This is a genomic window from Alkalihalobacillus sp. BA299 (genome assembly GCF_017745675.1).
In the GTDB taxonomy this organism is placed as follows: domain Bacteria; phylum Bacillota; class Bacilli; order Bacillales; family Bacillaceae_F; genus Alkalihalobacterium.
Genome location: NZ_JAFLJM010000048.1, coordinates 1 through 1,806 on the forward strand (window position 1 = coordinate 1; position 1,806 = coordinate 1,806).

Here is a 1,806-nt window from a genome sequence, read left to right on the forward strand (position 1 = left end):
TATTAGTGGATTATGATTTGATGGAATATAAATATAATCCATTGAGCTATTTTATAAATCATTCTATTATGAATCGTTTAGGAACAGAGCATTAAGTGAAGTAGAGATTGGATCTGAACCCTTTTTTAACAATACTATTTGATCATTTAACTTCAAATAACTTGTGGATTGGGTATTTTTATCCTTTACAATAATAGGTGGAACAATCTGAAGTTTCGTTAGTTCTCGTCCGTTACATGAAAATCATTTTACAAAAAACTTAACGCTTTTAATTGAAATGTAGAATCGATAATAGGATTGTGGCTTGCCGTTCATAATTTATTGGATTAATGATGGTTCACACTATGTTAGTGAAGACATATAAGTAGAAAATAGTGAAGAGTTAATAAACAGATATATGGATATCCTCTTTAAAAGTAGTTTCTATAGCGAGGGCATGATGCACATTTTGATATGATGATAGGTGACTATAAAATTGAAACTATACATGAAGGTAAAAGGGAAGGAAGCTACTGCTCTTGCTGAATTTAAGCTGGAATAGAATAAGCTGCTGGAAGTCAGCAAATAAAATTAGTCATTTGCCTACACTGGTTGTAAAAATATGGAAAAATTATAATGCTATTTAATAAAGTATAATGTCCTTATACAAATGAATTTTGAGTGGAAGAATGTTGACTGGAGAATTAAAAAATAAAATAGATAAAGTCTGAGAAACGTTTTTGATGGGGTGGTATTACCAATTCTTTAACCGTTATTGAACAGTTTACGTATCTATCCTACATAAAATGACTTGAACTCGAATAGGAAAAACACTAATTTCTAAATCTCTATTAGAGTTATTTTTAGAGGTATATGTTTTTAGGCTACTATAACATTTAATAAGTCGTGTGAACTCACCAACATTCTGAGTGTACCAAATACACTATTCTACGCATGTAGAAAGTGTCGCGGTGTTGGAACAAAAAAATATGCTATTAGACAGAAATTATTTAAATGATTTACTCTAGAGAGGAGAACATTATGAGCAATAATAAAGGGCCTTTGTCCCTGGAGATAGCAATGAGACTTCAAAAAATGATATTGTCGGAAGAGGAATATAAACCAAATGATAAAATACCAGATGAGAGAACATTAGCACAGATACTGGGTGTAAGTAGGAACTCTATTCGAGAAGCGATTAAAATCCTAGTAGGAAATGGTGTACTCATAGTCAGACGTGGTGTAGGTACTTTTGTTGCTAACAACCCTAATTTTATTTCAGATCCATTTAGATTGTCTTTAATAGAGGATCACAGAGAATTACAGATAAAATGGTATGAAGTCCGTTTGATGCTTGAACCTGAAGCTATGAGACTTGTTGCAGAACGTATAACTCATAAAGAAATTGAACAATTAACTGTACTGGAACAAGAATGTGCGGATTTAATAAAAAATGGATTTGATTATACAGACGCTGATAACAACTTTCATACATTTCTAGCGAAAGCTACCCATAATGAAATAATTGAAAGGCTGATTCAAGGTATTGGAGCATCTGTCTCTTCGGGGGTTGCAGAGGGTAAAGAGTTAGCTAGGCGGAACGCATTAGAAAATCATCGATTAATAGTAGAATATATTAAGCAAAGAGATGGTACGGGTGCTTATAATGCAATGAGATTACATTTGCTTCAAGGTAAAGAAGATATAATGAATCAGAACAATTAGTGGGTAATATTAAAATATTCAATAAAGTGTGATGCTTAGTATCTAACACACTTTATTTTTTTATGGAAAATAACAAATAGGTAGTACCTCTTATAGGAAAAA

General features: G+C 31.8%; 1 protein-coding gene. It reads left to right on the top strand.

Annotation, left to right across the window (positions count from 1 at the left end):
- Nucleotides 1–1,020: 1,020 nt before the first annotated feature.
- A complete protein-coding gene (locus J0N78_RS25375) occupies nt 1,021–1,704 on the top strand; it encodes a FadR/GntR family transcriptional regulator (protein WP_209125858.1) in 684 nt (227 codons plus the stop codon).
- Nucleotides 1,705–1,806: the final 102 nt, after the last annotated feature.

Bases quoted from the DNA above. Each gene is read 5' to 3' on its own strand.
- J0N78_RS25375 (WP_209125858.1), top strand. From the start codon at position 1,021: ATGAGCAATAATAAAGGGCCTTTGTCCCTGGAGATAGCAATGAGACTT.